Annotated in this window: 21 protein-coding genes and 2 pseudogenes; 13 read left to right on the plus strand and 10 right to left on the minus strand. The window is 61.0% G+C overall.

The features are described from left to right. Positions 1-95: 95 nt before the first annotated feature. From BMZ42_RS17790 to BMZ42_RS18410, 3 genes and pseudogenes are all read left to right on the plus strand, one after another. Positions 96-274, plus strand: a pseudogene (locus tag BMZ42_RS17790) (IS256 family transposase); the annotation flags it as partial. Between the two features lie 47 nt (positions 275-321). After that, a pseudogene (locus BMZ42_RS14200) lies at positions 322-561 on the plus strand (transposase); the annotation flags it as partial. A 302-nt stretch (positions 562-863) separates the two neighbouring features. Next, positions 864-995: a hypothetical protein gene (locus tag BMZ42_RS18410; protein WP_280139875.1), complete on the plus strand. Its 132-nt coding sequence runs from the start codon at positions 864-866 to the stop codon at positions 993-995. Between the two features lie 34 nt (positions 996-1029). Here BMZ42_RS18410 and BMZ42_RS14205 read toward each other — a convergent pair whose 3' ends face one another. Genes BMZ42_RS14205 through BMZ42_RS14215 form a run of 3 tightly spaced genes read right to left on the minus strand, consistent with a single transcriptional unit; the run spans position 1030 to position 4577 of the window. Continuing rightward, complete coding sequence (locus tag BMZ42_RS14205; RefSeq protein ID WP_091523694.1) at positions 1030-1866, minus strand: alpha/beta hydrolase; 837 nt, start codon at positions 1864-1866, stop codon at positions 1030-1032. Between the two features lie 32 nt (positions 1867-1898). Further along, on the minus strand, positions 1899-3362 hold the full coding sequence (locus tag BMZ42_RS14210; protein ID WP_091523695.1) for an NAD-dependent succinate-semialdehyde dehydrogenase: 1464 nt from the start codon (positions 3360-3362) through the stop codon (positions 1899-1901). 15 nt (positions 3363-3377) lie between these two features. Continuing rightward, positions 3378-4577 carry an iron-containing alcohol dehydrogenase gene (locus BMZ42_RS14215; protein WP_091523698.1) on the minus strand — a complete coding sequence of 400 codons (1200 nt, stop codon included), beginning with the start codon at positions 4575-4577 and terminating at the stop codon, positions 3378-3380. 199 nt (positions 4578-4776) lie between these two features. On the opposite strand from BMZ42_RS14215, the gene BMZ42_RS14220 reads away from it, so the two are divergent. The 5 genes from BMZ42_RS14220 (at position 4777) to BMZ42_RS14240 (ending at position 9656) form a co-directional block, all read left to right on the plus strand. Then, positions 4777-5460 (plus strand): GntR family transcriptional regulator, encoded by a 684-nt coding sequence (locus BMZ42_RS14220; RefSeq protein ID WP_091523701.1) that lies wholly within the window; start codon positions 4777-4779, stop codon positions 5458-5460. Continuing rightward, positions 5457-7040 carry a sugar ABC transporter ATP-binding protein gene (locus BMZ42_RS14225; RefSeq protein ID WP_091523703.1) on the plus strand — a complete coding sequence of 528 codons (1584 nt, stop codon included), beginning with the start codon at positions 5457-5459 and terminating at the stop codon, positions 7038-7040. Before BMZ42_RS14220 ends, BMZ42_RS14225 begins: the two co-directional genes overlap by 4 nt. Beyond that, complete coding sequence (locus tag BMZ42_RS14230; RefSeq protein WP_091523706.1) at positions 7006-8001, plus strand: ABC transporter permease; 996 nt, start codon at positions 7006-7008, stop codon at positions 7999-8001. The genes BMZ42_RS14225 and BMZ42_RS14230 overlap by 35 nt, the downstream gene beginning before the upstream one ends. A 34-nt stretch (positions 8002-8035) precedes the next feature. Beyond that, positions 8036-9004 (plus strand): substrate-binding domain-containing protein, encoded by a 969-nt coding sequence (locus tag BMZ42_RS14235; RefSeq protein ID WP_091523855.1) that lies wholly within the window; start codon positions 8036-8038, stop codon positions 9002-9004. A 64-nt stretch (positions 9005-9068) separates the two neighbouring features. Next, positions 9069-9656: a DJ-1/PfpI family protein gene (locus BMZ42_RS14240; protein ID WP_091523708.1), complete on the plus strand. Its 588-nt coding sequence runs from the start codon at positions 9069-9071 to the stop codon at positions 9654-9656. 453 nt (positions 9657-10109) lie between these two features. On the opposite strand, the gene BMZ42_RS14245 is transcribed toward BMZ42_RS14240, so the two are convergent. Continuing rightward, positions 10110-10691: a transposase gene (locus BMZ42_RS14245; protein WP_091523710.1), complete on the minus strand. Its 582-nt coding sequence runs from the start codon at positions 10689-10691 to the stop codon at positions 10110-10112. Between the two features lie 228 nt (positions 10692-10919). Between BMZ42_RS14245 and BMZ42_RS14250 the strand changes: the two genes are divergently transcribed. Together BMZ42_RS14250 and BMZ42_RS14255 are read left to right on the plus strand one after the other, a co-directional pair. Further along, a protein-coding gene (locus tag BMZ42_RS14250) for an IS5 family transposase (protein ID WP_091523712.1) occupies positions 10920-11680 on the plus strand; the annotation gives its coding sequence in 2 pieces (ribosomal slippage) (positions 10920-11244 and positions 11244-11680; 762 coding nt in all). Between the two features lie 29 nt (positions 11681-11709). Continuing rightward, positions 11710-12621, plus strand: a complete 912-nt coding sequence (locus tag BMZ42_RS14255; RefSeq protein WP_091523715.1) for a TIM barrel protein — start codon at positions 11710-11712, stop codon at positions 12619-12621. 143 nt (positions 12622-12764) lie between these two features. Here the strand turns inward: BMZ42_RS14255 and BMZ42_RS14260 are convergent, their stop codons facing one another. The 4 genes from BMZ42_RS14260 to BMZ42_RS14275 form a co-directional block, all read right to left on the minus strand. Beyond that, positions 12765-15050 carry an ABC transporter ATP-binding protein gene (locus tag BMZ42_RS14260; protein ID WP_091523718.1) on the minus strand — a complete coding sequence of 762 codons (2286 nt, stop codon included), beginning with the start codon at positions 15048-15050 and terminating at the stop codon, positions 12765-12767. Next, a complete protein-coding gene (locus tag BMZ42_RS14265) occupies positions 15047-16786 on the minus strand; it encodes an ABC transporter permease subunit (RefSeq protein WP_210185227.1) in 1740 nt (579 codons plus the stop codon). The genes BMZ42_RS14260 and BMZ42_RS14265 overlap by 4 nt, the downstream gene beginning before the upstream one ends. Beyond that, positions 16783-17760 (minus strand): ABC transporter permease, encoded by a 978-nt coding sequence (locus BMZ42_RS14270; RefSeq protein WP_091523721.1) that lies wholly within the window; start codon positions 17758-17760, stop codon positions 16783-16785. The genes BMZ42_RS14265 and BMZ42_RS14270 overlap by 4 nt, the downstream gene beginning before the upstream one ends. Positions 17761-17842: 82 nt before the next feature. Further along, a complete protein-coding gene (locus tag BMZ42_RS14275) occupies positions 17843-19453 on the minus strand; it encodes an ABC transporter substrate-binding protein (protein ID WP_091523724.1) in 1611 nt (536 codons plus the stop codon). 297 nt (positions 19454-19750) lie between these two features. Here BMZ42_RS14275 and BMZ42_RS14280 point away from each other — a divergent pair, with 297 nt between their 5' ends. The 3 genes from BMZ42_RS14280 to lhgO all read left to right on the plus strand — a co-directional run bounded on the left by BMZ42_RS14280 (position 19751) and on the right by lhgO (position 23686). Continuing rightward, positions 19751-21151 carry a M20/M25/M40 family metallo-hydrolase gene (locus tag BMZ42_RS14280; protein ID WP_091523725.1) on the plus strand — a complete coding sequence of 467 codons (1401 nt, stop codon included), beginning with the start codon at positions 19751-19753 and terminating at the stop codon, positions 21149-21151. A 217-nt stretch (positions 21152-21368) separates the two neighbouring features. Then, on the plus strand, positions 21369-22331 hold the full coding sequence (yut, locus tag BMZ42_RS14285; protein ID WP_091523728.1) for an urea transporter: 963 nt from the start codon (positions 21369-21371) through the stop codon (positions 22329-22331). A gap of 149 nt (positions 22332-22480) precedes the next feature. Continuing rightward, the gene (gene lhgO / locus BMZ42_RS14290) at positions 22481-23686 is read left to right on the plus strand and encodes an L-2-hydroxyglutarate oxidase (protein ID WP_091523859.1); all 1206 of its coding nucleotides are present in this window, start codon (positions 22481-22483) and stop codon (positions 23684-23686) included. Between the two features lie 41 nt (positions 23687-23727). Here lhgO and BMZ42_RS14295 read toward each other — a convergent pair whose 3' ends face one another. Further along, positions 23728-24249 carry a hypothetical protein gene (locus BMZ42_RS14295; protein WP_091523729.1) on the minus strand — a complete coding sequence of 174 codons (522 nt, stop codon included), beginning with the start codon at positions 24247-24249 and terminating at the stop codon, positions 23728-23730. Continuing rightward, on the minus strand, positions 24246-25628 hold the full coding sequence (locus tag BMZ42_RS14300; RefSeq protein ID WP_091523732.1) for a substrate-binding domain-containing protein: 1383 nt from the start codon (positions 25626-25628) through the stop codon (positions 24246-24248). The genes BMZ42_RS14295 and BMZ42_RS14300 overlap by 4 nt, the downstream gene beginning before the upstream one ends. Positions 25629-25759 lie beyond the last annotated feature (131 nt).

The following is a 25759-nucleotide window of genomic DNA, read 5'->3' on the forward strand; positions in this document are numbered from 1 at the left end:
AGTCTCATTTGAAGCGTAAGGTGTTACACTTCAATCTCACACAAGCAATTGAAATCACTCACTGCGTGAGTCCCAGTTTCAAACATAAATCGACAGGCATCTTCCCGAACGAAGACAGCATCGTGCGCCTGATCGCGCGGTCCTGCTCGAAGCCAATGACGAATGGCAGCTTCAGCATCGATACATGCAGGTCGAGGCGATGGCCGATCTCAACACACCAACCATCGAGGAGGAAATCCCCCTGCAAATTACACCCAGAGCCGCCTGTTCATGACGGGCCGGAACCACACCCGAAATTACACCAACTTGACGGACGCGACCAAGCTCAACGTGCCCAAGAATATCACGTCGATCTTCCTACCCTCGCGTGCATCGGAATTGAACCCGGTCGAGAACATCTGGCAATATCTGCGCGCCAACAGGCTCTCAAACCGCGTCTTCGACACCTATGAAGCCATCATCGATGCCGCTTGCGAGGCCTGGCAAAAACTGCTCGCCCAGCCGAAGACCATCACCTCGATAGGGATGCGTAAATGGGCCCATGTCGGTCAATCGTCATGACCTTTGGTATAAGAGCTCTGATCCTGAGTTGGATCCCTGGCCCTCCGATTTTGACGATAGCGAGCTCTTGAAGGATCTTCGCCGCAGGCATGCAACTGCGATCGTTGAGGAAGCCCTGCGTAATCGTATCTGGCGCGCGTCGGGAGGGCGTACCTATTTTCCGGGGCTCACTCGTTTGCATTTCAGATCGCCGAATTTGCGCCCTTGGGTTAACCTTTGAGTTTTCCTGGCGATTACGAAAGTGAGAGCTGAAACGGGCTCAGTATCCTCTCATGTTCTACTTCGCAGAATGGAGACCCGGGATGCCCAGCAGCATCCCAAAGCTTGACGAGATCTACACACTGATTGCGATCGAACTGCGATTGGGATGGGACGTTGCGTGCGGTTTGCTGGGTCATATCGAGCTAAAAGTGCACATCATCCTCATGGCATAGTGTGTCCTCAACCCGGCGAGAATGACCGCCAGCCTCACGTCGTTTCGATCAACTCAACCAGTGCGCTGCCTAAATTGCTCTTGGGATCAGCGAGATCGAGCACGACGCTCATATGGTTTCGGTCAGGAACCTCGATCAGTTGTGGGCGTCGGCCGCCGGTCTCCGGCATTGCGGCCAGAGCTTTCGCCTGTTCCAGAAACGGCGCGGTTTCGTTGCCGCCATATGCAATGATGCGGCGGGGGCCGTGGTGCTGCGTGGATGATAGCGGCGACCATGTTGCCGCCTCCTCATGCGTCATCGCAGCTTCATCCTTGAGGAAGCTGTCGGGAATACCGGAAAGGTCGTAGATGCCGCTCAGGAGGAGCAGACCCTTCACGTCCGGCAGCTCGCGCGATGTCTCCTTCGGACCACTGGCGGCAAGAAATGACGAAAGATGCGCCCCGGCCGAATGGCCGCTGGCGGTGATGCGGTCAGGATCGGCACCGAAACTGGCGGCGTTGTCATGAAGCCATGAGAGGGCGAGCCGAACCTGGTTGACCAGAACGTCGAGGCGCTGTCCCGGCATCAGATCGTATTCCACAAGTGCGGTGATGGCGCCGGCAGACAGCGGCGTTTCGGCGACGAAGCGGTAGTTGGCTTTCTCGCCCGAGCGCCAGTAGCCTCCATGAACGAACACGTGCAGCGGTGCATTTGTCGAAGCGTTTTCCGGAAACAGAAGGTCCAGCGTTTCGCGAGGACGCGCGCCGTAGGCGATATCCGTGCGCATGGTTGCGCGCAACGAAAGCTCCCGGCTGCGTGCAGCAAACTTTCCGGCGATCGCGTCGAAATCCTCGACGAAATCGCGGATCAGATATGGATCTTGTTCCTTCATGATGCCTCCCCAGGCTTTGATTGCGCGACCGCCTAGAACTCGACGGCGTAGTATTTTGCTTCCATGAACTCGAGAATGCCGGTCACCCCGCCCTCTCGCCCAAGGCCGCTCTGCTTGACCCCGCCGAAAGGAGCGGCCGGATCGGACATCAAGCCGCGGTTGATTCCCAGCATGCCGGTCTCGATGCGTTTGCCAACCCGCATCGCGCGCTTCAGGTCCTGCGAATAGATGTACGCCGCCAGCCCATACTCGGTGTTGTTGGCAAGCCGAACCGCCTCCTCTTCGGTCTCGAACTTGTAGACCGGCGCGACGGGCCCGAAAATCTCCTCATGCGCGATCGCGGCATCGACGGGCACATTGTCGATCACCGTCGGCGGGTAGAAATAGCCCGAGCCGGCCAGGGGGGCCCCGCCGGTGTGCACCTTTCCACCCAGCTTGATCGCATCCGAGACAAGGTGGTCGATCTTCTGCACTGCCTTCGTGGTGATCATCGGCCCGCATTGGGTCGACGGATCGCTGCCCGGGCCGATTTTCAGCGCTGCCATGCGTTCGGTCAGGCCGGCGACAAACGCGTCGTGAATTCCCGCTTGCACGTAGAACCGGTTCGCAGCGGTGCAGGCTTCGCCGGCATTACGCATCTTGGCAACCATGGCGCCGTCCAGCGCGGCGTTAAGATCGGCGTCATCGAACACGACAAAAGGCGCGTTTCCACCCAGCTCCATGGAGCAGCTGACGACGGTCTTGGCGGCTTCGGCGAGGAGAATGCGGCCAACGCCGGTCGAGCCGGTGAAGGAAAGCTTGCGCACCCGCGGATCTTCAAGCATGGCGCTCGTCACCTTGCCCGGATTGGTCGTGGTCAGCACATTGACGACGCCTGCGGGAACGCCCGCTTCTTCGCCAAGGCGCGCCATGGCGTAGGCGGTCAGCGGCGTTTCGGAGGCGGGTTTGAGGATAACGGTGCAACCGGCGGCAAGCGCCGGACCGATCTTGCGGGTGGCCATTGCTGCCGGAAAATTCCATGGCGTGATCAGTACCGAAATGCCGATCGGCTCGTGATCGACAAGAATGTTGTGAGAGCCCGACGGCGTGTGCCGGTGCTCGCCCCCAACCCGCGGGGCCTCCTCGGCATACCAGCGGAAAAATTCCGCTGCATAGCCGACTTCACCGCGTGCGTCGCTGAGGGCCTTGCCGTTTTCGAGCGAGATCAGTTTCGCCAGTTCGTCGGCATGCCGGGTCATCAGTTCGAACCAGCGGCGCAGGATTTCCGAGCGCTGGCGTGTCGGGGTGGCGCGCCATGCGGCAGCGGCTGCTTCTGCTGCATCCACTGCCCGCAGTGCATCGGCAACCGAGGCATCGGGAACTTCGGCGAGGATTTCCCCCGTTGAGGGGTTTACGACGGGAATGCCGCCACCTTTTTCCCAGGCGCCGCCAATATAGAGGCCATGGGCATGAAGGTTCGGGTCGGCATAGTCTGAAATGTTCGTTTGCAAGGACATCGGCATCGTTCCGGGTTAGTTGTAAAGCGTCTGGTCGCCGGCATAGGCAGCGTCGATCAGTCGACGCATGTCGGGCAGCGACAGTGGGCGGGGATTGTTCTGGATCAGGCGGGCGATGCCGCAGCTTTGCTCGGCCACCCAATCAAGGCGATCTTCTGCAAGGCCCAGTGCCTGCAGTGTGGGCGGAATGCCAATGCGCGCGAAAAGATCGGTCACCGCAGGAATGACGTCCTCGGCGGTGCCAACTCCGATCGCTTCAGCGATTTCCTGCAGTTCGGGCGCGATCGCGGCTTTGTTCCAGCGCATGACATAAGGCATCAGGCAGGCAACGCCCGCGCCATGGGCGGTGTGGGTCAGCGCCCCGACGGGATACTGGATGGCGTGGGCGGCGGCGGTGCCGGCAACGCCAAAGGCGAGGCCCGCCAGTGTTGCGCCCATCATCACCTTTTCCCGTGCCTCGCGGTCCGAGCCGTCCGTGCAGGCGGCTTCCAGTCCCTGCCAGAGCAGACGGATCGCCTGCAGCGCAAAATGGTCCGACATCTGGTTCTTGCCGACAAAGACGCGGGCCTGTGCGATGCCGGCAACCGGTTTGCGCCTTATTGCGGTGAACGCCTCGATCGCGTGGGTCAGCGCATCCGCGCCGGCGATGGCGGTCAGCCCGGGCGGGCAGGTCAGCGTCAGGTCTGGATCGCAGACCGAGGCGGCTGGAATGATGTAGGGGCTCGACACGCCGACCTTGAGGCTGCGTTCGGCATCTGAAAGCACAGCGACGGGGGTAACTTCAGACCCGGTGCCGGCAGTGGTTGGCACGGCGAGGATCGGGATGACAGGTCCCGGCACATTATACTCGCCATAATAGTCCTGCGGTCGCCCGCCATGCGTCAACAGCACCGCGACGCATTTTGCCATGTCTAGGCACGAGCCGCCGCCGATACCGACCACCATGTCGGGAGCAAAGGCGCGGGCGCGCTCAGCGCTTTCGATGGCAGAGTCGACCGGAACGTCGGGCAGGGTCGTGCTGTCGACACTGACCGTGACGCCAGCATTCTCGATGCCCGCAACCATCTCGAGGAAGAGCGCATCCGAAGCGAGCCGGGCATCTGTGATGATCAGCGCTCGCGTGCCAAAGTTGCGCGCTATCGGGCCAAGAGCGTTGCGCTGGCCGGAACCGAAGACCAGTTCTCGGGGCGCCCTCAAGGTGCCGAATAAGTCCATGTCTGTCTCCCCTTCGCTTTGTTGGTGGTTCTGGGCTGCCGCCGTTCCACGCTGGTCGTCGCATTGTCGGACGTCTGGCTCCTCGCCAGAAGAGTCGTCATAACGATGCAATATCAGATCGTATACGATATTGTATTTGACATATGATAGCCCATCTGCAAGATATTTCTTAACGCAGCGCAATTTCGGAGAGCAAAGAGTGGCATTCGCGGAGCGAGACACCAGGCCGGCCATCGTCAGGCCGAGCAGCGTCGTCGATAGCGTCTACGACAGCATCTACCATCAGTTGATGTCGCTGGAGATTGCCCCGGGCTCGCGCATGCCGATCGATGTTCTGGCCCGCGAGCTTGGTGTGTCACAGACGCCGGTGCGCGAGGCGCTCAGCCGGCTTGAGCGCGAAGGTCTTGTGCGCAAGGAGCACCTGATCGGCTACAGCGCCGCGCCGCAATGGACGCGCAAGCAGTTTGAAGATCTCTACAGCTTCCGCCTCCTGCTGGAGCCCGAAGCTGCGCGCATGGCGGCCCGCAACCTGACCCCCGAAGCGCTGCATCGGCTGGAGAATGCAGCCGCCGACATGGGATACGGCGAAGCGCCGGTGGATCGCAACACGCGCTATTCCCGGTTTGCGCGCGCCGACGCGCAATTCCACGACGACATCCTGCGCATTGCCGGAAACGAGGTCATCCGCAGCACCCTGTTCAATCAGCATGTCCATCTGCACATCTTCCGGCTGATGTTCCATACACGGGTAACGCAGGAGGCTCTTGGCGAGCACGAAGCGTTGCTTGCCGCCTTCCGCGCTGGGGATGGCGACGCTGCCCATGAAGCCATGTATGTCCACATCGAGCGGTCGCGTGACCGCCTTTTGTCGGCGTTCGAATGAGCGCGCTGTGCGACATCGACGGGGCATCGGCCCCGCAAGCGGTGGCCATGCAGACCGCCGGGCTTGGCAAGGCCTATGGTCCGATCACGGTTCTGTCCGATGTTGCGCTCGATATCGTCGCTGGCGAGGTTCATGCGATCATCGGCGAAAACGGTGCCGGCAAATCGACGCTGATGAAACTGCTTTCCGGCCATGTGCAGCCGACGACCGGCCGGATCTTTATTGATGGCAAGCCGGTCGAGTTTGCTGATGCGGTGCAGGCGGAGGCCGCCGGCATCGTTCTGGTCCATCAGGAAATCCTGCTCGCCCCCGACCTGACGGTGGCACAAAACCTCTATCTTGGACGCGAACTGACGCGCGGCTGGATGGTCGATGACCGGGCGATGAACCGGCGCACCGCCGAGCTTCTCGTGCAGGTCGGATCGGTCGTCCATCCGGAGGATCGCGTTGGCGACCTGCCGCTCGCCCAGCGCCAGCTGGTGCAGATTGCGCGCGCCCTTCTCAACGAACACAAGGTCGTCATTCTCGACGAGCCGACCGCCGTGCTTGCCAATGACGAAGTCGAGGCGCTGCTCGAGATTGTCCGCAACCTCTGCAATCATGGCGTCGCAGTTCTTTATATTTCGCATCGCCTCGAAGAAGTCGAAGCGCTTGCTGATCGCATTACCGTCCTGCGCGATGGCCGCATGATCGGAACCTGGCCAGCTGCCGGGCTCACCCAGCGCCAGATGGCCGAGCTGATGGTTGGGCGCGAGCTCGACATGCTGTACCCGCCAAAGCGCGAGGCCGATCACGGCCAAACCTTGCTGGAGGTCGTCGACCTCGAGGTTGAAAATGGCAGTTGGTCTGCCTCGTTCAGCGTGCGCGCCGGCGAAGTTCTGGGCATTGGCGGCATGATTGGCGCGGGCCGCACCGAACTGATCGAAGGGCTGATGGGCTTGCGTGCGTCGTCTGCCGCAAGCGTCACCGTCAACGGGCAAAAGATCACCGAGCGTTCTGTGCGCACGCTGATGGGGGCGGGACTTGTCTATCTGACCGAAGATCGCAAGGGCAAAGGCCTGCTGCTCGAGGAGGAGCTGGCACCGAACCTGGCCTTGCAGGCAATGGATACGATCAGTCCGGGTGTAGTGCTCAACCGGCGCGGCGAGATCGCCGCCCTGAAGCAAGCGGTCTCCGACTACGATATCCGCGTGCGTTCCCTGACGTTGGAGGCGGGGCAGCTTTCGGGTGGCAACCAGCAGAAGCTGCTGCTGGCCAAGGTGATGATGACCGATCCGTCGATCGTCATCATCGACGAGCCGACGCGCGGCATCGATATCGGCAACAAGAGCCAGATCTACGACTTCATCGACAAGATGGTGCGTGCCGGCAAGGCCTGCATCGTGATCTCGTCGGAAATGCAGGAACTGGTTGGCCTGGCCGACCGTGTCCTTGTGATGCGCAACGGGAGGATCGTCGCGGAACTGAACGGCGACGACATCAAGGAAAAGACCGTCATCTACGCCGCAACGTCTGGCAGGAAGATGACGACGGGGGAGGAAGGGCATGACCACAGCGACCGCAACGATGGCGACCGCTGAAGAGCGAAGCCGTATTCGCTGGGCCGATTTTGCACCGTTCATCGCGCTCGGGGTGATCGTGCTCCTTGGCGCGCTGATCAATTCGAACTTCACGTCCAGCGCCAATCTGATGAACGTCATCACGCGCTCGGCGTTCATCGCCATCATTGCCGTGGGGGCGACCTTCGTCATCTCGTCGGGAGGGCTGGACCTGTCGGTCGGTTCGATGATGGCGTTCGTCACCGGCATCATGATCATGACCATGAACGGGCTTGCGCCGACCTACGGCAGTTGGGCCATCGTTATGGGGGGTGGCGTCGCGCTGGTCGTTGGCGCGCTGTGCGGACTGTTCAACGGGCTGATCATCACCGTCGGGCGAATAGAACCGTTCATCGTCACGCTTGGGACGATGGGTATCTTTCGCGCCTTCATCACATTCATGACGGACGGGGGCTCACTGCCGATCGACCGCAGCCTGCGCGAAGCCTACCGCCCCGTCTATTTCGGCAACTTCCTTGGCATTCCCTATCCGGTGCTGATCACGCTGGTCGTGGTCCTGCTGGGAGCCTTCATTCTCTACCGCACGAAATATGGCCGCCGGCTGGTCTCGTCGGGCTCGAATTCGGAAGTCGCACGCTTTTCAGGCGTCAATGTCGGCGGCGTGCGCACGATCGCCTACGTGATCCAGGGCATGTGCGTCGCGGTCGCCGCAATCTGCTACGTGCCGCGCCTTGGCGCTGCAACACCCACGACCGGCCAGTTGTGGGAACTTCAGGTCATCACCGCTGTGGTGATCGGTGGCACCCTGCTCAGAGGAGGCAAGGGTCGCATATGGGGCTCCGTGGCGGGGGCTCTGATACTCGAGGTCATCGCGAACGTCATGGTCCTGTCGGACATGGTTTCCGAATACCTCGTTGCTGCGGTGCAGGGCGCGATCATCATCATCGCCATGCTTGCGCATCGCTTTACCAGAAACCGCTGATCTGCAGCGGAAACAACTTATGGAGGAGATTATCATGAAGACGCTGACTACCAAGGCACGGATGCTCGCATCCGCCGTCGCTCTCACCTTCGTCCTGCCCTTCGGCGCTGCAAGCGCGCAAGAGCGAGACATCACCATCGTGGTTTCCATTCCAGCTGCAACGCATGGCTGGACCGGCGGCGTCGTCTACCACGCCGAACAGGCGGAAAAGGAAGTCGAAGCCGCGTTCCCGAATATTGACGTCGTGGTGTCGACGGCATCCTCGGCGACCGCACAGGTCTCCGCGCTTGAGGATCTTTCGGCTACCCGCAAGCTTGACGCGCTGGTCATTCTGCCATTCACGTCAGAAGAGCTGACTGGCCCGGTTGAACAGGTGAAAGCAAAGGGAACCTTTATCTCCGTCGTTGACCGTGGCCTGACCGATCCGTCGATCCAGGACCTCTATGTCGCTGGTGACAACATTGCCGTGGGCGCAAACACCGCCCGCTGGCTGTCCGACAAGCTCGGTGGCGAAGGCGAAATCGTCGTGCTGCGTGGCATCCCCACCGTCATCGATGACGAGCGCATCAAGGGCTTCTCGGACGTAATGGCCGAGACCGACATCAAGATCCTCGACATCCAGTATGCCAACTGGAACCAGGATGAAGCGTTCACGCTGATGCAGGACTACCTTGCCAAATATCCGAAGATCGATGCTGTCTGGGCAAACGACGATGACATGCTGCTCGGCGTGATCGAGGCTGTAGACCAGGCTGGTCGCACCGACATCAAGTACGCTCTTGGCGGCAACGGCATGAAGCAGGTCATCGAAATGGTGAAGGAAGAGAACGCGCGCACGCCGATCTCCACCCCGTACCCGCCGTCGATGATCAAGTCTGCAATCTACATGACCGCTGGTCAGTTCGCAGGTCAGGCACCGATGCGCGGCTCGTTCCTGCTCGATGCACCGCTGATCACCCCGCAGAACGCCGACCAGTTCTACTTCCCGAACTCTCCGTTCTGATCCAACACGCGACGCCCGAAACCTTCGGGCGTCGCATTTCAAAATGCAAATTGAGGAGACTGACATGAGCGGCAAGAAGATCCTGATGCTCACCGGCGAATTCACCGAGGAGTACGAAATCTTCGTCTATCAGCAGGGCATGGAGGCAGTCGGCCATACCGTGCACGTCGTGTGCCCCGACAAGAATGCCGGCGACCGGATCAAGACGTCGCTGCACGATTTCGAAGGCGACCAGACCTACACCGAAAAGCTCGGCCACTACGCCGACATCAACAAAACCTTCTCGGAAGTGCGCGTCGAGGAGTATGATGCGGTCTATTGTGCTGGTGGGCGCGGCCCGGAATATATCCGCACCGACAAGCGTATCCAGGACATGGTTCGTCATTTCCACGAGACCGGCAAGCCGATCTTTACCATCTGCCATGGCGTGCAGATCCTGATGGCTGTGCCTGGCGTGCTTAAGGGCCGCAAGGTTGCCGGCCTTGGCGCATGCGAGCCCGAGGTCACCGCAGTCGGCGGCATCTATATCGACGTCAAGCCGACCGAAGCCTATGTCGACGGCAACATGGTCTCGGCAAAGGGCTGGACTGGACTGGCCGCCTTCATGCGCGAATGCCTCAACGTGCTTGGAACGAAGATCACCCACAGCTGAGCTCAGGCCTGGCTTCAGATAGGCATGCCGGGCATTAAATCCAGCGTGCCGCAACTGTTGTGTTGATGCGGTTGTTTGCCAGTTAAATTGGCTCCCGCGATCGCCCTGTGCGATCTCGGGGCGGCAGCTGCATGAAGCAGTCACGCCGCATGTCGCTGGTGGAAGCGATCAGCAAAGTCGTCATCGGTTGCGGCATTGCGGGGTCACCCAGATCCTGGTGTTCCCACTGTTCGGATTGTCGACCACGCAAGCTGAGAATTGAAACGTTCGAGCAACAGCGGCGAGAACTACACGACCCAGCGATGGACGACCTGTGAAATTATTAGGTTTGGTACCGGATAGTGTTCAAAGCTGCATCGCTCCGGCGCTGCGAGAGCAAACCGATGACTACGATTTGCAGGAGGGCCTTTTGGGACCAATTTCTGCGGCTAGTCGTGCCTGCAGGCGTGGTCTTCAGGCGGTGGCCGCTGTAATTCTTGGCTTCCAGCGCAGGCGGATCCATTGCCGGATGTTGTAAGCCAGTAGGGCCCACAGGGCTTCCGTTCCTGCCTTTTCCAACCCGCGCACACGGAAGCGCCGCAGGCCCAGCTTGTCTTTCAGCCACGCATTGACGAACTCTGCGACACGCCCACGTTCGCGGATTAACGCTTTTGTCTCTGGCGAGTTTTTCCGAGAGCGGAACGCACTCACCACAGGGTCTTCGTGTGTAACGACAATCGATCGTCCATAGCGCTGGTTGCCTGAGCAACATTGGCGGCGACTGGGACATGGTCGACAATCGGTCGGGCTGGCCAGATAACGCACCATCTTTCTCCCAGGTCGCACATGGCCATAGCGAGGGGTGAGTGTCTTGCCTTCCGGACAAACGTAGCTGTCGGACACCGTATCGTACTGGAACTTGTCGGGCAGGAAAGCGTCCGTTACCCCAACACGAGCAAACCGTTGCTTGGCGCGGCCATCAGTTTCAGTCCAGGGCCCAACAAGTTCAATGTCTTTCTCATGCGCAGCCAGACTCGCTTGCTTCCGTCTTGGCATGGCCCCTCTCAACCCAATGATGAGAGGGCAAAATGCCAGAACGGCGCTCCCGAGAACCGACCGTCATATCCGCCCCGAAAACTGTGCGGGAATTAGCGGAATCACTGTCCCGTATTTACTGAAATCGCTGTCCGCGAATTACCGGAATCGGTGTCCGTGATTTAGGCTCAGGACCCATTGATTTAGAGGAATGGGTGTGATTCAGACGGGCGTATAGGAGCCTGACTGATGAGCAATTTGTTTTGGCTGACGGACGAGCAAATGGCTCGTCTTCGGCCCTATTTTCCCAAGAGCCATGGTCGCCAGCGCGTTGATGATCGACGCGTTCTGAGCGGCATCATCTTCGTCAACCGCAACGGGCTCAGGTGGTGCGATGCGCCGAAGGAATATGGCCCGGCGAAGACGCTTTATAACCGCTGGAAACGCTGGGGCGACAAAGGCATCTTTATCCAGATGATGGAAGGCCTGGCTGTGCCTGAAGCTGCAGAGCACAAGACCATCATGATCGATGCGACCTATCTCAAGGCCCACCGCACGGCTTCCAGCCTGCGGGTAAAAAGGGGGGCGCGGGCCGCCTGATCGGCCGCACGAAAGGCGGCATGAACACCAAGCTTCATGCCGTAACGGATGCGAATGGTCGACCGATCAGTTTCTTCATAACAGCCGGTCAGGTCAGCGATTACACCGGTGCTGCCGCCTTGCTTGATGAACTTCCCAGGGCCAAATGGCTGCTGGCCGACCGTGGCTATGATGCCGACTGGTATCGTGACGCTTTACAGGCCAAGGGGATCACTCCCTGCATTCCGGGTCGCAAATCCCGCAACAAGGCCATCAAATACGACAAACGCCGCTACAAGCGGCGCAACCGGATCGAGATAATGTTCGGGCGTCTCAAAGACTGGCGGCGTGTCGCGACGCGCTATGACAGGTGCCCAATGGCCTTCCTCTCCGCAATCGCTCTCGCGGCTACCGTTATCTTCTGGCTCTGATCAACGAGTCCTGAGCCTAAGGACATTTCATGAGCAATATTATCGCGACCGGGTTCACGTCCGGTTCCACCGACGGTGAGCTATTCAGCCTTGAGGCCGACCTGCGTCGTCTGGCAGACATCGGCGTCGACACGGTTGAGTTGGGCCTGACCAGCATCGACCTGATCTCGGGTGGTCACATCCTGCCGGAACGGTTGGATCGCCTTGCTGCCATCACCAGCCAGTTCGATTTCCGCTACTCGGTACATGGTCTGGTCTCGTCCAATTTCATGGACCCTGACACCGCGAAATTCCAGATGGACGCTGCCAAGGCGCTGGTTGAAGTCTGCGACCGCATCGGCGCGCGAATTCTGGTCCAGCACGGCGGTTCCTTGCGGGCCGACCAGTTGCACCAGCGCGCCAGCGCCGACATCCGCGAGCGCGAAGCCCTCACCGAACTCGGCGACTTCGCCCGCCCTTATGGCGTTCGCATCGCTTTTGAAAACATCTTCACCACAGAACCAGGCCAGTACCGCCAGACTCCGGCCGAAATTGCCGAAACCGTAAAGGCCGTGAACCACCCCAACGTCGTCGCGTTGATCGACTTCAGCCATGCCTATATCGAGAGCACCTACAAGGGCCTCAATTTCCGCGAGCAGATCGCCGCCATGGCGCCGGTCACCGGGCATCTGCATGTCCACGACAGCTTCGGTCGTCCGCAGGCCTTTTACAAAGCCTTCCACCTGCAGGAAAATACTGCGATGGGCATCGGTGATCTGCATATGCCGCTCGGCTGGGGCGATATTGATTGGACGTCGATCTTTGCCGAACTCGATTTTCTTCCCAATACCATCATGATGATGGAAATCGGGGGCCGCTACCGCAGCGAACAACCCGAAAGTCTCGCCATCGCACGGCGATTGGCCGGACTGAAAGAACCGACCCTTCAAGCCGCCCAGTAAACAGCTCGGGAATTCGTCTGCGCGTCGGCAGCAGTATTGTAAACTGCTGCCGAGCCAAGCGATGGTCTCGGTGCGAAGCGATCCGGTTTGCTTGACGTTGAGATCGAACCTCAACGTCAAGCATATTAGCCGGCGCTCACTGCCTACGAGTAGAGCAAGCAGGCGACGCGGTGGCCGTCTTCTTGTTGGCGCATGGCGGGCGGGTCTTTTGCGCCGAACGCAACATGCAACTGGCTGCCGCGGCTGTTTACGCGCGCGACTTGTGCCAGTGCCGGGCTGCGGTCGGTCATGATTGCGGCCAGTTCGTTCATCGCGGCCTGGGTGTCGCCCGTGACTTCGATGACGATGTCGAGGCCTTCCACTGTTGCCTTGCCAAGATGGGCAAACGCATGGCCGTCGATTGCACGTCCGTCGAGCGCGGCCTTGACGTCGCGGCCTTCCCAGCCGCATTCCGGCGTTGCCAGCGGGCAGCGTGTATGGAATCGGCAGCCATTTGGTGGTTCGATGGCGCTCGGGATTTCGCCGACTGCCTCCAGCGGCGGCTTGATGATTTCCGGGTCGGGCTCGGGGCTCGCATCGAGCAACAGCTGCGTGTAGGGGTGCATCCGCTTCGAGATCACCGCCTCGGTCGGCCCCATCTCGACGATCTGGCCGAGATACATGATCGCCGTGCGATCCGCGACATAGCGGATGGTCGGCAGATCGTGGCTGACATAGACGAAGGAGATGCCGAGCTCGTCGCGGAAGCGCCGCATCAGGTTGAGAACGCCGGCGCGGATCGACACGTCCAGCATCGACACTGGTTCGTCGGCAACGATGAAGCTCGGTTCAAGGACGATAGCGCGCGCAATCGCAACGCGTTGGCGCTGCCCGCCGGAAAGCTCATGCGGATAGCGTTCCAGATAGGTTTCCGCCGGCTTCAACCCGGCGCGCTCCAGCGCCTGGTTCACTTTCTGCCTCAGCGCGTCGCCCTTGGCCAGTCCGTGGATCTTCAGCGGTTCGCCGACAATGTCGGCGATGGTGAAGCGGGGATTGAGCGTCTGGTACGGGTCCTGAAACACCATCTGCGCCGAGCGGCGGAAGGCTTTCAGGCTTTTGCCTTTCAGCTGCGCGACGTCGGTGCCGCCAAAGCGGATTTCTCCTTCGGTCGCTTCCTGAAGCTTGACCAGCATCTCGGCCGTGGTGGTTTTGCCGGAGCCGGATTCGCCTGCAAGACCGAGGATTTCGCCTGAGCGTAGCTCGAAGTCGATGCCATCGACCGCGTGCACCTTGCGGTCTTCCTTGCCGGAAAACGACGACATGAAGCCGCCATGGACCGGGAAGTGCCGCTTCAGGCCTTTCACTTCGAACACGTTTGTTTCAGAGACCGACTTTGCGCGCGAGGCAGGGACGGTGACTTCCTCGCCCAGCCGTTGGCCGACTTTCGCCCAGGTGTCGTTGCGCGCGGCGATATGGCGGAACTCTTCTGCCTTTTCCGGGAAATGGCAGGCCGTGGCATGCTCGGCGTCGACCTTGTGGAAGACCGGCGCTTCGGCGGTGCAACGCTCTTCGGCAAATGGGCAGCGCGCGGCAAAGCGGCAGCCCGTCGGCGGATCGAGCAGGTTCGGCGGCGTGCCGGGGATCGAAATCAGCTCGCGCTGGGCGCCTTCCAGGGTTGGGAAGGCGTTGGTCAGGCCCATCGTGTAGGGGTGGGCTGGCACACGAAACACCGAGCGAACCGGTCCGGTCTCGACGATCTTGCCGCCATACATCACCGCGACGCGGTCGCATGTCTGGACCACCACGGAAATGTCGTGGGTAATGAACAGCAGCGACATGCCACGCTCGCGCCTCAAACGTCCAAGGCGCGCCAGAATCTGCGCTTGTGTCACCACGTCGAGCGCTGTCGTTGGCTCGTCGGCGATCACCAGTGCCGGATCGAGCGCCATCGCCATGGCGATGATGGCGCGTTGCTTCATGCCGCCCGACATTTCGTGCGGGTAGGCATGCAGGCGCGACGGATCGATGCCAACGGCGCGAAATAGCGCCTCGCTGTGTGCCCACGCATCCTTCTTGTCGATGGTGATATGAGCCTGCATGGCTTCAACGATCTGGTCGCCGACCCGATAGACAGGGTCGAGCGCATTCATCGCCGCCTGGCTGATCCAGGCGATGTCCTTCCAGCGCACACGGCGCATGGATTCTTCGTCGAGTGGCACGAGATCGCGCCCGCCAAACTCGATCCGGCCGCGCGGGATTTCCCCGTTCGGCGGCAACAGGCCGAGCATTCCCTTCGCGGCGGTGGTCTTGCCGCAGCCGGATTCGCCCACCAGACCCAGCGACTCGCCGGGTTTGATGGTGAAGTCGATGCCATCGACCGCCCGGACTGGACCAGCGCCCGTTCGGTAGTGAATGGCGAGGTCGCTGACCGTGAGCAGATTTTCGGTCATTGGCGTGCCCTCAGTCGCGGGTTGGCGATGAGTTCAAGCGAACGCGAGATGAAGAACACCGAAAGCACCGTTGTCATGATGAAGAATCCAGGTGGCAGGTTCCACCACCAGGCCGTCCGCCATGCGCCGGAAAGCCGGGCATTGTGCAAAATGCCGCCCCATGAGATCGACTGAGGTGGCCCGAGGCCCAGGAACGACAAGGTCGCTTCTGCGATGATCGAGACGCCGACGATGATGGCAAGTTCGAGGAACACCAGCGGCATCACGTTGGGGAAAATGTGCAGATACATGATCCGGAGATCGGACGCGCCGGCGACCCGCGCCGCCTTGACGAACGGGCGTTCGCGCAGGGACAGCACCTGGCTGCGGATCAGGCGCGCGACGGTGCGCCATGTCAGCAGCGAGACGGCGAGAATGACGATCGTCAGGCTCGGTTCGAACAACAGCACGAGGATCAGCGCGAAAGGTTCGAACGGAATACCGTACATCACGTCGACAGTGCGCATCAGCACTGTTTCGGTACGGCCGCGAAAGTAGCCAGCGACGAGGCCGACATTGGTGCCGATCAGCATGACGAGGAGCGCGCCGAGAAAGCCGACCAGCAGCGCGATGCGTGAGCCGTAGACGTTCTGGCTGAACAGGTCGCGGCCGAGATGATCTGTACCAAACCAATGCGCGCTGCTGGGGGCTGCCAGACGGTTGACGAAACGGTCGGAGCCGAGCGCGATAAGCGTGTCGCCGGCAACCAGAAGTGCGCGGAAGTGGCGTTCGCTTTCGGCGGGCATGCGCTGCCAGGCCGCGCCGTCATGCTCGATGATGATGCCGTTGCGGCCAACCGCGATCGCTGACCCGTTGTCGCCGACCCAGCCGGCGCGCAAGGCGCGCGTGTCTGGCGTTTCCTCTTCGACCCAGCGTTCTCCCATTGCGGCGCGGCGTACGGCCACGCCACGCTCGCCGACCGCGAGCGCATGGCCATTGGGCGAAATATGCAGGCCGTTCATCTCGCGCTGTGTGCCGAGGCGATCGATTGCCGCCTGCTTTTTCGCGGGATCGTAGCGGATGGCGAGGCCGCGCGCGCCGACGGCGAGCATCGTGCCGTCCGCGTCGCGTTGCACCGCGTTGAGCGCGAAACCCCGACCGACAGGGCTCTTGATTTCGGTGATGATTGGCGCGCTGGTGAAGTCGGCCAGCCAGATTTCTTCTGTTGCACCCACGATCAGCGCCGTTTCGGCGTCGATCCATGCGACGGCGCGCAACTCTGCGGGGGAGGGCGCGTCAACCTTCGTCCAGTCATTGCCGGTGAGGACGGCGATGGTGCCGTTGGCGCCGACCACAAGGGCGCGTCCGTCAGGGCCGATAGCGACGCTGTTAAGATCGACGTCGGTGTCAAAACCGATATTGATCCAGCCGTCCGGACCATAGCGGAAAACGCTGCCGTGACGGCCGACGGCGATGCCGCCACCAGCGCCGTCTTCGTCTGCGGCCTGGATGGCGTATTCGCCAAGCGACGGTTCGAGCGTCCACAGCACCGCGCCGTCCTCGCCAAGCTGACGGGTCAGCACCGAGGCGTCCTCAACCTCGTTGACGACATTCGGATCATGCGTTGACAGCAAGGGTGCGGCCAGCGCCATAGCGATGATGACCGACAGAACCGCAAGGCCGATGACGGCCAGTCGGTCGGAGAGGACGAGGCGCAGCGGTTTCGCCGCGCTCTTGATATAGGAAGGGATCATCATTTGAAGCTCACCCGCGGATCAAGCGTCGAATAGAAAATGTCCACCAGCAGGTTCAGCGTGATGACGAAGGCGGCCATGACCAGGAAGCTGGCCTGTGCCAGCGGGAAGTCGGAGGTGCGCACGGCGTTGAGGATCTCACGCCCCAACCCGGGCCAGGAGAACACTACCTCGACGACGACCTGTCCGCCGGCGGCAAGGCCGATGGTGACCGCAAGCTGCGTGACCACCGGCAACAACGCGTTGCGGGCCGCGTGCTTGTAGAGGATGGTTCGCTCAGGCAGGCCCTTGGCGCGGGCCATCTCGATGAAGTCCTCGCCATACACTTCCAGCATGGTGTTGCGCATGATCAGCAGCGGCGAACCGAGATAGTAGAGCGCCACGACGATGGTCGGCAGCGTCAGGTGCCAGAGGAAATCGACTGTCGTGATCTTGTCGAAGAAGCCGCTTGCCTCATAGGGCAGCGTTCGCATGCCGCTGGTGGGCAGGAAGCCGAGCATCACGCCGAAGACCAGAATGCCGATCATGCCGGTCCAGAACATTGGCGCTGAGCGGAACATCAGCCCGGCAAAGATGCCGACGGTGTCGGCGCGCGTGCCACGACGCCAGGACAACCAGGCACCCAGCGGAACGCCGATGATGTAGGCAACCAGAATGGCGGTGACCATCAGCACCATGGTGTTGCCGAGGCGTTCCCAGATGATGTCGGCGACGGGGGCGCGATAGTGAAACGAGAAGCCGAAGTCGCCCTGCACGGCGTTCTGCAGGAACAGCAGATATTGACGCCACAGCGGTTGGTCAAGACCGAAGCTCTGGCGCACGAGTTCGCGCTGCTCGGGGCTCAAGCCGTCGGCGACCAGCGCCGTTGTCGGATCCGGCAACCCCCATCGAAACAGGAAGAACAGGAGCGTCGCGATGACGAAAAGCGATGCCAGTGCCTGCAAGGCCCGGCGGATCAGATAATTTCGGCGGTTCATGGGCTCGCTTCGGCTGGCTGTGCGAAATGGCCGATCAGACCCGCCGGCTGTCGCGCGACGGGTCTGATCAACTGCGTTTCGGTTACTTCAGGAGCCGGCCTTCGGCATCCCAGGAGTAGCCTGCGTCCTTGAGCGCGGCACGGGCCGCATCCATGTCGAATTCGAACTGTTCGACGAAGGGGTTGCTCCAGAAAGCGTTGACCGGTGCGATGATGCTGTGGCCGACTTCGCCACGCCCATCGAGCAGGACGTTGACCATCCGCTCGCGGTCCATTGCCATCGTCAGCGCGCGGCGTGTTGCGGCATCGCCGAACGGGTCACGACGCGTGTTGAAGGTCAGGTGGTAGTAACCGAAATCCGGCACCGAGACGACGGTCAGGTTCTCTTGCTTTTCGGCAAGCGGAATCTGGCCAGCTTCCATGCGCCACGCGGTCATGTCGATGGCTGCCGTCTGGAGGCCGGTGAAGACGCCTTCCATGTCGGCGTAGATCACGAACTCGACGCCGTCCACGGCGATGTCATCGGCGTGGAAGTGGGTGTCGTTCTTGCTCAGCGACATGATTTCGCCGCGGCTGTAACCCTTGTGGACGAACGGTCCCGAACCGACCATCGGAATGGCTTCAGGAGTGAGCTCGCCTGGGTTGTCGATGCCTTCCCAGAGGTGCTTCGGCAGGATCGGAATCTGCGACAACGCGATGTTGGCGAAGGAGGCCGACGGCTGCGAGAGGTTGAAGCGCAAGGTCAGATCGCCAGTTGCCTCGACATTGTCGAGCGGCGCGAGGTACGCACCGAAATAGGCGAACTTCTTTTCCTTGTAGTAGTTGTAGGTGAAGGCGACGTCTTCCGCGGTCAACGGCTTGCCGTCGTGGAAGGTCATGCCTTCGCGCAGCGTCACGTCGATGGTCTTTTCATCGACGGCGTTGATTGCGGTTGCTGCCCACAACACCGGCTCGACCTCTGGCGACAGGCGCACGAGGCGGTCATAGTAGAGGCGCATCCATTTCCAGCCCCAGACCGAGGTGGACGCCAGCGGATTGAGATTGTCAGGCTCCTGCGGTCCGCCGATGCGCAGCGTCTTGCGCTCGCCAAGCGGCTTGGCCTGCATCGGGCCCCATTCGCTGTAAAGGCCTTCGCCAGCCATCGCGTTCATGCCGTCGAAGGCGGTGTTGTTGTAGGCGACAACCTCGTCACGGTAGAACAGAACGGTGAGCGGTGCGTCCGGCGTGTAGACTTCCTGCAACTGGTGCACGAGGTCGCGGCGTTTTTCGACGTCGAATTCCTGCGACTGTGCCGTGAACAGCTCGTCATACTTGGCGTTGTTGTAGCCGCCGGGATTGTTGCCGCCGGGTGCCGACTGACGCGAGTCGAGCGTGCCGAGGAAGAACTGCGGGTCGAGACGGTCGACGCGGCCGCTCCAGCCGATGATCGTGGCGTCGAAGTCCTGCTCGTCGTAGAATTTGCCCAGCAGTGTGGAAAATTCCGTCGGCTGGATGTTCACTTCCAGCCCAAGTTCGCGCCACTTCTCGGCGATAATGAAAGCGGCTTCATAGCGGATCGGATCATAGGCTTCCGTGGTGGTGCCGATCGTGACCGCGGGAACCCGTTCCTGCGCCGATGCGACGCTTGCTGCGCCGAATGCCAAAGCGGTTGAAACAAGCAGACTATAGCCCAATCGTCGGGTGCATGCCTTCATCGTAAATCCTCTCCATTGATAAAACCTGACAAGCTCTTCAGGTTTTATGTCCTGATTTCCTGAGCTTATCCCCTGAGCTGCAAGGCTAGGAGAACGGGAACGAAATGACAACCGCACGCTTTAAATTTAAAAGGTCTAAGCATAGAATTTGTAACTTGACTCAGTAGTTCGTCTTTGAATTGTAGGCTCCAGAACGATTGTTCGACCCACAACGTGCGAAAAAATATACTGAGCCTTTCCCCATTCGGGGCGCGGTGCGCCGCCGTAGATGAGCTTTCCACAAGGACGATGCCTGTTATGAACCAGCTTGCTGCCGACGACCGCTTGTCACAGGTGTTCGATCACATTGCCGCCAATCACGATTCGTTTATCGAGCGCCTGATGGACTATGTGCGGCACCCCAGTATCAGCGCACACAATATCGGCATCGAAAAAGTGGCTGGCATGCTGGTCGAGATGCTGGACGGTCTCGGCATGGAGGCGGAGGCCGTGGCGACGGCTGGTCATCCGATGGTGCTCGGAAGGAGCGGCCATCGTCCCGACGTGCCGACGGTGATGTTCTACGGCCATTACGACGTGCAACCGCCAGAGCCGCTGGAGCTGTGGGACAGCCCGCCGTTCGAGCCGACCATCCGCAACGGTCGCATCTATGCGCGCGGCGTCGGCGACAACAAGGGCCAGCATTTCGCCCAGCTTCTGGCGATCGAATCCTGGCTGGCGGTTCACGGCGATCTGCCGTGCAATCTCATCGTTCTTCTGGAGGGCGAAGAGGAAATCGGCAGTCCGCACATTGCCGAATTTGCCGAGCAGCATCGCGCGCGCCTGAACGCTGATCTCGTCATCACGGCAGATGGCCCGCTGCACATTTCAGGCTTGCCGATCATCACTTTCGGCGTGCGCGGCATCCTCAGCTTCGAACTGCGGGCCAAGACCGCGAACCGCGATGCCCATTCCGGAAATTATGGCGGCGTGATGCCGAACGCGATCTGGAAGCTGGTTCACTTGCTTGGCACGATGAAGAACGCGGACGGCGAGATCACCATCGAGGGTCTGTATGACAATGTCATTCCGCCGAGCAACGTCGATCGCACTCACGCCGCGCAGTTGCCGCTCGACCTGCCGGAATTCATGACTGAACTCGGCCTGAGCGAACTCGATGCGCCAGCAGATCGGCCGTTCTACGACCGTCTGATGTTTCATCCGACGCTCACCATCAACGGATTGCACGGCGGTTACGATGGGCCGGGGTCGAAGACGGTTCTGCCATGCGAGGCAATGGCCAAATGCGACATGCGTCTGGTCAACGGCATGACGCCCGACCACGTGTTTGAAAAACTTGAAGCCCATGTGCGCACCCACGCTCCTGACGTCGAGCTGATCCGCGGCGGCGGAATGCTGCCCTCCAAGACGGCGATGGACACGCCCTATGCGGATGCAATCTGCAAGGGCATCACCCTCGCGCACGGCATTGCGCCGCTGCTCTACCCGGCGCTCGGCGCCAGCGGCCCGGACTATGTCCACACCCAGATTCTCGGTATCCCGGCATTCTTCGTGCCCTACGCCAATGCCGACGAAGCCAACCACGCGCCAAACGAAAACCTGACGATCGATTGCTTCATCAACGGCATTCGTACTGGCGCGGCGATGCTGGCAACACTCGGAGCCCTGACCAACAGTGCAGCCGTCACCAGCCGCTGAGACAGCGTTTGACGGACGATGACGTGATCCGCAGCGACGGGATCGTTTGACGTTTCGGGGGAAGTCCTCCCTTTGATCGCAAAGGCGAATGTCGACTTGCCTCCGGCGCCAGCGGGCTGGTCAACGATGCCGGACTGGTCTTTAAGGTGCTCGGCATGGAATCGCGGTCGCCGGAGTTCTGTGGCGCTAGATTTGATCTTAACACGGAGCATACGCGATGGCCGGAAGCTGGGCACGTCTGACCGAATCCTCGGCTGCGGTACGTTTCATCGATACCAATCTGCGAGGATCCGGGCAGGTGATGCTTCAGGACAATCCGTTGACCGGATTGCTGTTTCTGATCGGTATTGGCTGGAGCGCTGTCGTCTCGGGGTCGCCGCAACTGGCGATCGGCGCGCCGGTCGGACTGGTCGTTGCCACCTGCACGGCGATCGGTCTTGGCGTTGACAGGACAGCGTTGCGCAGCGGTCTTTTTGGCTACAACGGCATGCTGGTCGGCATGGCGCTGTCGATTTATCTCGCGGCCAACCCGCTGTTTTGGGCCTATCTCGTCGTCGGCGCGGGGATTTCAGTCGTCGTGATGCTGGCGATGGTCAATATCGCAAAGACATGGGGCGTTCCGGTACTGACGGCGCCTTTTGTCCTGACGACCTGGCTCATGCTGCTGGGCAGCTATAACTTCGCCGCCATCAGTCTGGCCGACTTGCCGCCGCCAGCCCTTCCGTCAATCCACGTCGCATCAGCAATGCCATTGGATAGCCTGGCCTTGGTCGATGCGGCGCTGTTCGGTGTCTCTCAGGTGTTCTTCATAGGCAACGCGATCACTGGAGTGATTTTTCTCCTGGCGTTGCTGGTCAGCTCGAGATGGGCTGCCGCCTACGCTCTGGCGGGCACGGTTCTCGCTATCGCGGTGGCGCAGACGCTCGGGGCAAATTCGGACGCCATCGCGGCAGGGCTGTTTGGCTTCAGCCCAGTGCTGACGGCCATTGCGATCGGAACTATGTTCGATACGCCCCGGCCGCGCGTGGTGTTCTACGTAGCCGCAGCGACCATTTTCACCGTCATCACGCAGGCCGCGCTCAATTCCGCACTGATGCCTTTGGGCATTCCGGTGCTGACAGCGCCTTTCGTCGCGGTCACCTGGCTGTTTCTGCTGCCGTTGCGGAAACTGGTTCTGTAGCGGCGCTGGCGCGGGCCATGGGCGCGGCAACCGGTGTGCAGGTGTTGGCAGAAACAGCACTCGCCGAGGCTTTCGCCTATGACGGGCCGATGCTAATCGAAGCTGTGCTTGAGAGCGATACTTCGCCATCCACTGTAGGAGCCAAGCCCATGGTATTCGATCTGGCGGTCATCGGTGGCGGTATCGTGGGTATGGCGACGGCGTTGCGCTATCAGGCGCGAAACCCGACTCACAGCATCGTCGTGCTGGAAAAGGAGGCCGCTGTTGCCTGCCATCAAAGTGGCCATAACTCCGGAGTAATTCATGCCGGGGTCTATTACGCCCCCGGCAGTCTGAAGGCGCGGCTGTGCCGCAAAGGCGCGCTGCAGATGAAAGAGTTCTGCAACGCCCATGATGTGCCCTATGAGCAGCTGGGGAAGATGATCGTTGCAACCAAAGACGTTGAGGTGGAGCGTCTTGGCGAGTTGGGGCAGCGGGCGATCGCCAATGGCATTCCGTTTGAAGATATCGATCAAACTGAGCTGGCCCGGCGCGAGCCGTATATTTCGGGATTGGCAGCGCTGTTTTTCCCGGAGTCCGCGATTGTCGACTACGGGCGTGTCACGCGGCGGATGGCCGACATCCTGATCGCCAATGGCGGCGAGGTTCGGTTGAACGCCAGAGTCCAGGGGATCGCTGAAACCGCAGAGATGGTGGCTCTTACAGTGACGGACGGGGCCACGGTGCAGGCTCGTCATCTCGTTGTTTGTGGAGGAGCGCAGGCCGACCGTCTGGCGCGTCTGGCAGGGCTTCGATGCGATTTTCGTTTGGTGCCATTCCGCGGCGAGTATTATCAGTTGGATTCTGCCGTGCGTGCCAAAGTCCGGCACCTGATCTATCCCGTGCCTGATCCTGACCTGCCCTTTCTTGGCATCCATCTGACACATGAGCCGGATGGTCAGATCAGCGTTGGACCCAACGCGGTGTTGGGCCTGTCGCGCGAAGGCTTGCCGCAGTTCTCGTTCGATCTACGAGATATGTTCGACACCCTGACCTATCCCGGGTTCTGGCGATTTCTGCGTGGCAATCTCGCCTCTGGTCTGGCGGAAATGCGGAATTCGCTGATCGCGTCGGCCTATCTGACTGCCTGCCGCAACTACATGCCTAGCCTGCAACGTCAGGATCTGCGGGGCCGCAAGGCAGGGGTCCGCGCGCAGATCATCATGGACGACGGCGCGATAATGCATGACTTTCTCATGCTGAAGACCCAACGCATGACCCATCTCTGTTGTGCTCCATCGCCAGCGGCGACGTCATCGCTTGCGATTGCCGACCACATCCTCGATGAGCAGCAAAGCGACATGCATGCCGCTTGAAGCATGCGTAGCGACTTCCGGTGAATGAACATGTGGATCGCTCAACAAGATGTCATCAAGTGATGTTCAAGGGTTGCGATGGCACGCTTCATCGCCATCGATGCAAGATCGGCATCGACCGCAGCCGTTGGCTGCAAGGAGAGCCGCATGCGCTCGGTCCCGTTCTGGTCGCAGATGGGTTCAGACATTTCTTGAGCGACGGGACCAACCATCGGCGACCGTCCGGGCGCGCAAAGCAGAAGATCGCCGCTGCAGGTGGCTTCCACCGGCGCATCGAAAAGATCGTTCAACCACAGCAGGACAGCTTCGGTGGGGCCGCGCATGCCCTGAAGTCCGTAGGTCGACCAGGCGAAGTCGAGCGCTGCCGGCCCAGCATGGAGGTCTCCAGAGCCGCTTCGCGTGACCAGACCAGCAGCTTCGAGGCGGCGGGTGAGATCGAACACGCTCGAGCGCGCAAAATCATGCTCCTCGGCGAATGACGCGGCGCGCACCGTCGTGCCGGAGGCCAAGGCGTCGAGCAGTGTCGCAAGGGCGGTCAAGCCGCGCGAGTCCGTGGATTTCATGAGACGCCGCCGGAAAGACGAGCGGCAGACCGGTTGTAGCTGTTGCCAGGGTAGTGAATGCGGAAGCTGCGCGGATTGTAGGACGACCCCAAACTGGAGGCGAGCACGAGTTCGTCAGGCAGGTCCCAGCGTACATGATCTTCGGCCCAGGCTTGCGGCACCATGTCGGCCACAGCGGCGTTGCGCGTCAGTACCAGATCCGTGGCGATGGTCAGGCGCTTTGGCACATAACAGCCGCGCATCGCTGCGATGAGAACTTCAACTGCCCGGAACCCCATGGCCGGTGGATAGTCCATGGCCCCGAGCTTCACCTGATGACGGATCGCCAGTTTATAGGCGAGGTTGAGGTCGCCGCCGGTGTGTGGTGGTATCGCGCCTGTCGTGAACCCGGCGGCGAGGAAGGCTTCCATCGACCCCACGCCCTGCAAGCCACTGTCGCACCAGACGCCGCTGATGTCGCCGTTGGTTTCGGCCAGCGCTCGGGTGGTCGCATTGTACCCACCTTGACGCTGCCACCCGGTCCACTCGACACCGACAATTTTGATTTGCGGATAGCACGCAAACACTTTCAGCGCGGCCGAGAGCCGGATCTGCGCCGGCTCCGCCGCGCGCGCGCCGGGCAGGAGCAGCAGCGACCCCTTGCCACCCAGAACGGACGCCAGCCATTGCGCCGTCTTCCGCCCGATGGCGGCATCGCTGGTCGTCACAAAACTGGTTGGCACGGTCTGCGGCAGCCGTCGATCGACCATCACCACCTCAACGCCAGCCTGCCTCGCAGCGGTCACGGCGGAACTCACAGCCGATGATTCAATCGCGCTGACAATCAGGCCGTCGACGCCATTGCCGACCAGTTCCTGGATATCGGCGGCCTGTTGTTGAGCGTTGTTGCCTGCGTCGCGCACGTCGAAGCGCGCAATGACGTCGGCGAAACTCGAAGCAGCGTGTTCCACCGAGTGGACAAGCGCGACGCGCCAAGGATTGTCGAGCGATGCATTGGCAAAGCCGATATGGAGCCGCTTGGCGGGTCTGCTGTTGAAGGCTGGGCGCGACAGCGTCAACGGGGTGTCCATGTCATCCTGGATATCGATGGCGCGAATGCCGGCCGCATGGGCACGCACGGCGCGCATCTGGCAGTCGACACGTAGGCGAGTACAATCAGCGGCGATGAACGCGCGCGCTACATCGCCAACATGGATGCGGCCTCGGCTGCGTCGGACGATGCCGTGCGCCGACAGCTTCGTCGCGATCCGGTGCAGGCTGGAGCGTGAAAGACCGGTGCGTTGCGCCGCTGCCCGGCAGGTCAGCTCGCCACCGGATTCGGTCAGCGCCCTCAGCAGCGCGATGGCCGCGTCGATGCCGTTGAGGCGGCGGTCCCCCATGGCTGTTCCTCCTTGCCCAAGTGGATCTCAGGCAACCACGCCTGTCAACGGTTTGCTTCAAATGCCGGACTCATGCCGGAACATGCCAGCTTACCTTGGGCGGATATGCGCCTATCCTCACTGTGCGAAAA

The sequence above is a fragment of the Aquamicrobium aerolatum DSM 21857 genome, assembly GCF_900113935.1.
GTDB classification, from domain to species: Bacteria; Pseudomonadota; Alphaproteobacteria; order Rhizobiales; family Rhizobiaceae; genus Aerobium; species Aerobium aerolatum.

Excerpts from the sequence above, each read along its gene's own strand:
- BMZ42_RS14270 (WP_091523721.1), bottom strand. The coding sequence starts at position 17,760 with ATGAACCGCCGAAATTATCTGATCCGCCGGGCCTTGCAGGCACTGGCA.
- BMZ42_RS14300 (WP_091523732.1), bottom strand. The coding sequence starts at position 25,628 with ATGGGGGACCGCCGCCTCAACGGCATCGACGCGGCCATCGCGCTGCTG.
- BMZ42_RS14210 (WP_091523695.1), bottom strand. The coding sequence starts at position 3,362 with ATGTCCTTGCAAACGAACATTTCAGACTATGCCGACCCGAACCTTCAT.
- BMZ42_RS14295 (WP_091523729.1), bottom strand. The coding sequence starts at position 24,249 with ATGAAATCCACGGACTCGCGCGGCTTGACCGCCCTTGCGACACTGCTC.
- BMZ42_RS14265 (WP_210185227.1), bottom strand. The coding sequence starts at position 16,786 with ATGATGATCCCTTCCTATATCAAGAGCGCGGCGAAACCGCTGCGCCTC.
- BMZ42_RS14205 (WP_091523694.1), bottom strand. The coding sequence starts at position 1,866 with ATGAAGGAACAAGATCCATATCTGATCCGCGATTTCGTCGAGGATTTC.
- BMZ42_RS14230 (WP_091523706.1), top strand. The coding sequence starts at position 7,006 with ATGACCACAGCGACCGCAACGATGGCGACCGCTGAAGAGCGAAGCCGT.
- yut (WP_091523728.1), top strand. The coding sequence starts at position 21,369 with ATGGCCGGAAGCTGGGCACGTCTGACCGAATCCTCGGCTGCGGTACGT.
- BMZ42_RS14215 (WP_091523698.1), bottom strand. The coding sequence starts at position 4,577 with ATGGACTTATTCGGCACCTTGAGGGCGCCCCGAGAACTGGTCTTCGGT.
- lhgO (WP_091523859.1), top strand. The coding sequence starts at position 22,481 with ATGGTATTCGATCTGGCGGTCATCGGTGGCGGTATCGTGGGTATGGCG.
- BMZ42_RS14275 (WP_091523724.1), bottom strand. The coding sequence starts at position 19,453 with ATGAAGGCATGCACCCGACGATTGGGCTATAGTCTGCTTGTTTCAACC.
- BMZ42_RS14235 (WP_091523855.1), top strand. The coding sequence starts at position 8,036 with ATGAAGACGCTGACTACCAAGGCACGGATGCTCGCATCCGCCGTCGCT.
- BMZ42_RS18410 (WP_280139875.1), top strand. The coding sequence starts at position 864 with ATGCCCAGCAGCATCCCAAAGCTTGACGAGATCTACACACTGATTGCG.
- BMZ42_RS14280 (WP_091523725.1), top strand. The coding sequence starts at position 19,751 with ATGAACCAGCTTGCTGCCGACGACCGCTTGTCACAGGTGTTCGATCAC.
- BMZ42_RS14255 (WP_091523715.1), top strand. The coding sequence starts at position 11,710 with ATGAGCAATATTATCGCGACCGGGTTCACGTCCGGTTCCACCGACGGT.
- BMZ42_RS14240 (WP_091523708.1), top strand. The coding sequence starts at position 9,069 with ATGAGCGGCAAGAAGATCCTGATGCTCACCGGCGAATTCACCGAGGAG.
- BMZ42_RS14245 (WP_091523710.1), bottom strand. The coding sequence starts at position 10,691 with ATGCCAAGACGGAAGCAAGCGAGTCTGGCTGCGCATGAGAAAGACATT.
- BMZ42_RS14260 (WP_091523718.1), bottom strand. The coding sequence starts at position 15,050 with ATGACCGAAAATCTGCTCACGGTCAGCGACCTCGCCATTCACTACCGA.
- BMZ42_RS14225 (WP_091523703.1), top strand. The coding sequence starts at position 5,457 with ATGAGCGCGCTGTGCGACATCGACGGGGCATCGGCCCCGCAAGCGGTG.